Genomic DNA, 6476 nt, shown 5'->3' on the forward strand with positions numbered 1-6476 from the left:
AAATATTTAAAAGAATATGGCTACACCCCCTACTCACGGTAAGAGAGGGGGGTGCGGACATATTCTTGGACTCCTAAAGGAGTAAAATAAATGTATACAAAAGAACAGAAAGAGCGAGCGTTGAAGGAATTTGAACGATTGGGATCAGTACAAGCAGTAGTAACACTTCTTGGTTATCCATCAAGGCATACCTTGTATGAGTGGTACAGAAAGAAAATAGCAGACATTACCGATTATCATGGTTCACTTGATAAAGAATATATAATCAAACAAAAATATATTAATAAACCAAATCATCCGCGCAATCCTGATACAAGTTTAAAATTAGATGTAATTAAACGTTGCTTTTCTCTTGGTGAAGGTGTAGAATATGTATCAAGAGATATTGGTTACAGTCGTGCCAGTATATATTCATGGTACCGCAAATATAAGAAATTTGGAGTGGCAGGTCTTATGTCATCTAAGAAACAAATAAAAAGAGAAAATATAGATTTTAATATAGAACCTTCCGAGCAACAGGATATCTCAGAATTGCAGGATCAAATCAAACAATTACAAATGGAAGTAGATATACTAAAAGAAGCTTTAGGTTTATTAAAAAAAGATCAAGGCATCAATATGATGAAACTGAAAAATCATGAAAAAGTAGTGGTTATTGATGCCGTTGAAGATAAGTATCCACTGCAGCAGCGTTTAAAATGTCTATGTATGGCGAAAAGTAGTTACTATTATCAGAAGTCTGTGATGAAACGCCCTGACAAATATGCAAAAATCCGTGTACAAATAAAAATGATTTTTCAAAAAAACAGAAATTGCTATGGATATAGACGTATTTACGAAGAACTCAAGAAAATAGGTGTTACTGTTTCAGAGAAAATTGTACGACGTATTATGAAAGAAGAAAATTTAACAGTACCAATAAAACGTATAAAAAAATATAGCTCATATAAAGGCGAAATCACACCGGAGGTAGACAATATAATTAATAGGGATTTTCACGCAGAACGTCCTAATACAAAATGGTTAACCGATATAACCGAATTTGCCATTCCTGCCGGGAAGGTATATTTGTCTCCGATTATTGATTGTTTTGATGGTATGGTTGTAAAATGGAATATCAGAACAACTCCGGATTCTATCTTGGTCAACAAAATGCTCGAAGATGCTATTAGCACATTGGCACCATATGAACATCCTCTTGTACATACGGATAGAGGGTGCCATTATCGATGGTCCGGATGGATAGAACAGATGCGAGTTGCCGGGCTAACACGGTCTATGTCAAAAAAGGCTGTTCACCTGATAATGCAGCTTGCGAAGGATTTTTCGGTAGATTAAAAAATGAAATGTTTTATGGACGTTCATGGATAGGTGTCACGATGGATGATTTCATAAATGAGCTTAACAGCTATATTAATTGGTATAACACAAAACGAATAAAAAAATCTCTCGGTTATATGAGCCCGGTAGAGTACAGACATAGCCTTGGATTATCAGCATAAAATAGTCCAAGAATATGTCCGCACCCCCCTCTCCACGGTAATAGAATCAGATTAAAAATACCAATACTGCCATCATCGCAGTATTGGTATTTTTTTTGTTTCTTATAAAAAAATAATAAATAGTATTTTGACAATTGATTAAAACGAAGTTTGAAATATAGGCAAATCTTTTTTCGTGTTTAGATTTTCTTAATCCGCATATTTCTTGAAATTTTCAGCCTGCTCAAGAACTTCTTTGTAAACATCATCAATGGTTACCGGAGGATATCCAAATTCATCTAACAAAAGAATCAAATCAACTTGTAGGTTTGCCTTAATATCATCACGGGCAGACCAATCGGTATAGCGTGACTTATCATCAACAATCAGCTTTATCCTCTTGGATAATTCAATCATTTTATCGTCCGGATATTCAAACTCATACTTCTTAGCAACTGTTTTCAAAATATCATAGAAAGCCTTTTCTTCATAATCTACGCCCATATTCTTGAATGAGTTCTTTTCTGTTTTCAGTTCAGACAACAACTGTGCAAGTTGCTCTGCAACATCATCAAGGACTTCGTTGGCATACGCTTCATCACGACGTCGGTTATTATACTCATCAACAACTTTCTTGAGTCTGTCTGCAAATTCCACACCCATAATTTTATTAACTTTCTTAAACTCGTCAATCGCCTGAGAAAGAAGTCTTTGAAGTATCTTGATTTTCGTATTCGGCAACTGAATAGCATTTATCTTATCCATATACTCATCGCTGAAAATATCCACCGATATATGCTTTCCGGTTTCAAATAATTCCTCAATGCCATCAGACTGAATTGCACCCTCAAGCATTTTGCGGACACGAGCGTTCATCTGCTCAATATCCGGTGCATCGCCTTTTGTCAACTTGAAAAGGATAGAACGGACAGCACAATAAAAATGGATATAATCTTTATCTTCATCAGAGAATTTCTCACTTGAACTACAAAGGTTAAATGCCTGTTTCATTCTCTTGACTGCTGCCATAAATCTTCTTTCCAGTTCTTCAGACAACTGCACATACTCAACCGCACGGTTCAGGCAGGCAAGCTGTTCGGTAGGCGAACCATTGAAGAAATCACTGCTGTTAAAGTTATGGAACATCTGACCAAGAACTTCTAACTGGTCTTTTACAATCGTGATAGACTGCTCCACACCTTCAAATTCTTCGCTCTCAAAATTTGTATATTTCTTGAGGGCAGTGTTCATGTTTTTTTTGATACCTATGTAGTCAACAATCAAGCCTTTATCCTTGCCCTCGCATACACGATTTACACGGGAAATCGTCTGAATAAGGGTATGCTGCTGAATAGGCTTATCAATGTAAATCGTATCAAGCTCCGGCACATCAAAACCAGTCAGCCACATATCTACAACAATGGCAATCTTAAAGTTTGACTTCGGATTTTTGAACTGACGGTCAAATTCTTTCCTATCCTCTTTTGTGCCAAGCATATCAAAGAGGTCTTTTTCATCATCTTTATTACGAGTCATAACCAACTTAATTTTTTCCATTGGCTTCAACTCTTTTTTATCTTTTTCACTCAGAACAACCCCGTCATCACAAATCTTCTTTTCTGCCCATTCCGGTCTGAGTTCCTTTACTATTTTATAGAAATCGTATGCTATATTTCGGTTGGAACATACAAACATTGCTTTGCCTGCTACAGTTGCACCTTCTGCCACACGGGTTTCATAATGTTTGATAAAGTCCTCCGCAACAGCACGAAGTCTGTCAGGGTCGCCAATAATAACCTCCATTTTGGCAACTGCCTTCTGGCTTTCTTCTACTTGATGTTCATTTGCTCCCTCAAGCTCACACTGTGCATAATATTCTTCAATCTGTCTTACCTTGTCCTGATTAAGCATAACCTTAGCTGCACGACCATCGTAAACAAGATTAACTGTAATACCGTCCTTAACAGCTTCCGTCATTGTATATGCGTCTACAACACCACCAAAGACTTCGATTGTTCCATCAACCGGAGTTCCGGTAAATCCAACATAAGTTGCATTTGGTAAAGAGTCGTGCAGATACTTGGCAAAGCCATAGGTTTTCTGAACACCTGACTCTGTAATCTTAACCTTTTGGTCGAGATTGATTTGGCTTCTGTGTGCTTCATCAGAAATACAAATAACGTTCGTTCTGTCTGTAAGAAGCTGCAAATCCTCTGTAAATTTCTGAATGGTAGTCAGATAAACACCGCCACTCTCTCGTCCCTGAAGCTCCTCACGAAGTTTCTCACGGGACTCAATACTTACAACAGTTTCATCTCCGATATATTTCTTTGAACCTACAAACTGTTTGGAAAGCTGGTCATCAAGGTCTGTTCTGTCCGTAATAATAAGAATAGTCGGAGAAGAAAAGTATTTGCTTTTCATCAGCATACGGGTAAGGAAAAGCATTGTATAACTCTTGCCGCAGCCTGTCGCTCCGAAGTATGTACCACCTTTACCATCTCCTTCAGGGCGAAGATGAGCCTTGATATTCTCATACAATTTATTTGCCGCAAAGAACTGTGGATAACGGCACACTATCTTCAAATCCTTATCTGAGTTATCCGGAAAATAAATAAAATCTTTGATAACTTCAAGTAAACGGTCTTTTCGGAAAAGTCCTTTTACCATTGTCACAAGGGAATTGATACCGTCCAGTTCTTTATCGTCTGAGTTTATCTTTCTCCACGCATAGAAGAAATCATACGGGCTGAAGAAAGAACCATATTTATTATTTGCTCCGTCACTGATAACAACAAACGCATTATATTTAAAAATCTCCGGAATATCTCTACGGTAACGAATTGTAAGCTGCTTATATGCGTCCATTATGGTCGTATTCTCTTGTACCGCACTCTTAAATTCAAGAACAACAACAGGAATACCATTTACGAACACAATGCCATCCGGAATACGCAACTGATTATTTACGCCTTCAATTTCAAACTGATTAACCACTTTGAAAATATTGTTTTCGGGAGTGTCGAAATCAATAAGTTCAATATAGAGGTCTTTCTGCGTTCTATCCTCACGATTAAGAATAAATCCATCGCAGAGCAACTTAAATACAGCTTTGTTTGCTTCATAAATCGTACCGGAAATATTACGCAGCATTAGAATGACACTATCCACCTCACTCGGTGTAATACCGTCTTTCGCATACCGATTATAGAGGTATTGCTTCAGGTCGTCCGTAAGCAGAACCTCTGTCCTTTCTCTGTGTATCTGGTCGCCACTGACATAGGTGTACCCCTCGTCTTTGAACAACTCCATTATTGACATTTCCAATGCGTGTTCATTAAAATTTGCCATTGCGTTCACTCCTTTTATACGCTCTGTGTTTTATAAAATATCAGCAAAATATCTGTTCTTCTCTTTAGTAAATACAACTTGTGACGGGAATAAATTTTCTCCCATATTCGCCATTCCAATAGCCGTATATGTCCAATCACTCAATTCTTCCGGCAAGCGATAGCAAATCGGATTGCCATCATTTGAAATTGTAATCAACGGAATACCCAATTTATCCATTCCAACAGATAAAACCATTTCCGTTTGACTGCCTTCAGCAATTTCAAGAACAGGTTGCTTCGTAATATCAAAATAAACTTTCGCTCCACGACGGTTTAGGAAATACTCCTCATCATTTTTATCAATAAAGTCTATCGGTAATTTGCTTCGCCTGCGGTTAAAATAATCAGATAACTGCTGACAAACATATCCATTAAAATATTCGCCCTGCATTTCAAGTTTCTCATTGATAATCTGTTCTTTGTTCTCAAAATGAGTCATATAGCCAAGTAGTCCTATAAAGCATACCAAGTCATCGGAATAAATTCCTGCATACGACTTATACCAAACATTATCCCATTCGCAAATTATCTTATATAACCTTTTATATAAGTCCAGTTGAGTTTCATTAAGCTGAAACCATTTTGCATTTAACAGTTTTTTCTCTACTCCCTCTGCAATGGAATGATAGTGCAATTCATCACACAAGGCTTTTAACAGCTTTGAAATGATACCCGCCATCATATCCGCCATACGCAAGCCGCAATTATCTTTTGAATTTCCCTCTGTTACATTAGACAGCCCTATTTCACACGCAGCCTGCATTGTTCTACTGGCTTCGTTCTTCTCTCCCTCTTTATCTAAAACTAAGGCATAATTCTTAATCTGTTCTTCCTGCAAGTATTTCGCAAAACCACTAAACGGCATACGATAATCCCATTGAAATTCCGGAATAGCTGAATTATTGTCTAAAATATGCAGTATATTTTCAAAGGCTTCATTCTCCTGCTCTTTCAGACTCATATTTGAACGGTTACATTCAATTCGTTCTCTAAAAAATCTTTTCAATTCCTCTACAAATTCTTTTGAATTATCATCATAAATACTTTGGATAACATTCTGTGGACGATACGCAACAAGAGCCTTTGTTATAGAATACTTAACTGCATCTGCATCTATAATGAAATTATTCTGATAACCTATAAAAAGTTGCAAGACTAAATATTCTATCTTACTTGCAACAGAAAAATACAACTTGGTACTTTCATCAAAAATGGATAAGAAGTCCATTATAAACTGTGTGTTGGTTTTATCAAGCGAAGCAAATCCACATTCAAACTTCTTTTGCTTCAAAGTTGTACTTTTTAATTCGCCATTTCCATCTTTACGGTCAGCATATTTATTTTCAAAATCTTCATATTTTTTGAAAACTTCTTTTTCCTTTTCTTTCGCCCAACCAACTACAACCGTAACAAAATTATCGTAATAATTTGGAGCAGTTACGGTATTATAGTTGATTTTTCTACTGTGTTCTGACTCATCGTAATAAAATTTATATGTATCCATAACTGTTCCATCTCCTTTCGGTTAAATGATAATTTACTCGACTCAGTTCAAGCTATCTTTAGGTCTTGGTTCGTTGATTATGACCCATTTGACGGTGTT

The 6476-nt window shown here is 36.7% G+C and carries 4 protein-coding genes; 2 read left to right on the forward strand and 2 right to left on the reverse strand.

All coding sequences use genetic code 11. From position 1 onward, the window contains the following. Positions 1-90: 90 nt before the first annotated feature. On the forward strand, positions 91-1338 hold the full coding sequence (locus LKE05_RS04360; protein WP_308456054.1) for an IS3 family transposase: 1248 nt from the start codon (positions 91-93) through the stop codon (positions 1336-1338). Further along, positions 1239-1502, forward strand: a complete 264-nt coding sequence (locus tag LKE05_RS04365; RefSeq protein ID WP_308456055.1) for an IS3 family transposase — start codon at positions 1239-1241, stop codon at positions 1500-1502. Before LKE05_RS04360 ends, LKE05_RS04365 begins: the two co-directional genes overlap by 100 nt. Positions 1503-1691: 189 nt before the next feature. Here the strand turns inward: LKE05_RS04365 and LKE05_RS04370 are convergent, their stop codons facing one another. Then, on the reverse strand, positions 1692-4832 hold the full coding sequence (locus tag LKE05_RS04370; protein ID WP_308456056.1) for a type I restriction endonuclease subunit R: 3141 nt from the start codon (positions 4830-4832) through the stop codon (positions 1692-1694). Between the two features lie 30 nt (positions 4833-4862). Then, positions 4863-6377 (reverse strand): DUF3800 domain-containing protein, encoded by a 1515-nt coding sequence (locus LKE05_RS04375; RefSeq protein WP_195993843.1) that lies wholly within the window; start codon positions 6375-6377, stop codon positions 4863-4865. Between the last annotated feature and the right edge of the window lie 99 nt (positions 6378-6476).

Origin of the sequence: Hominilimicola fabiformis (assembly GCF_020687385.1) — a bacterium.
In the GTDB taxonomy this organism is placed as follows: Bacteria; Bacillota; Clostridia; order UBA1381; family UBA1381; genus Hominilimicola; species Hominilimicola fabiformis.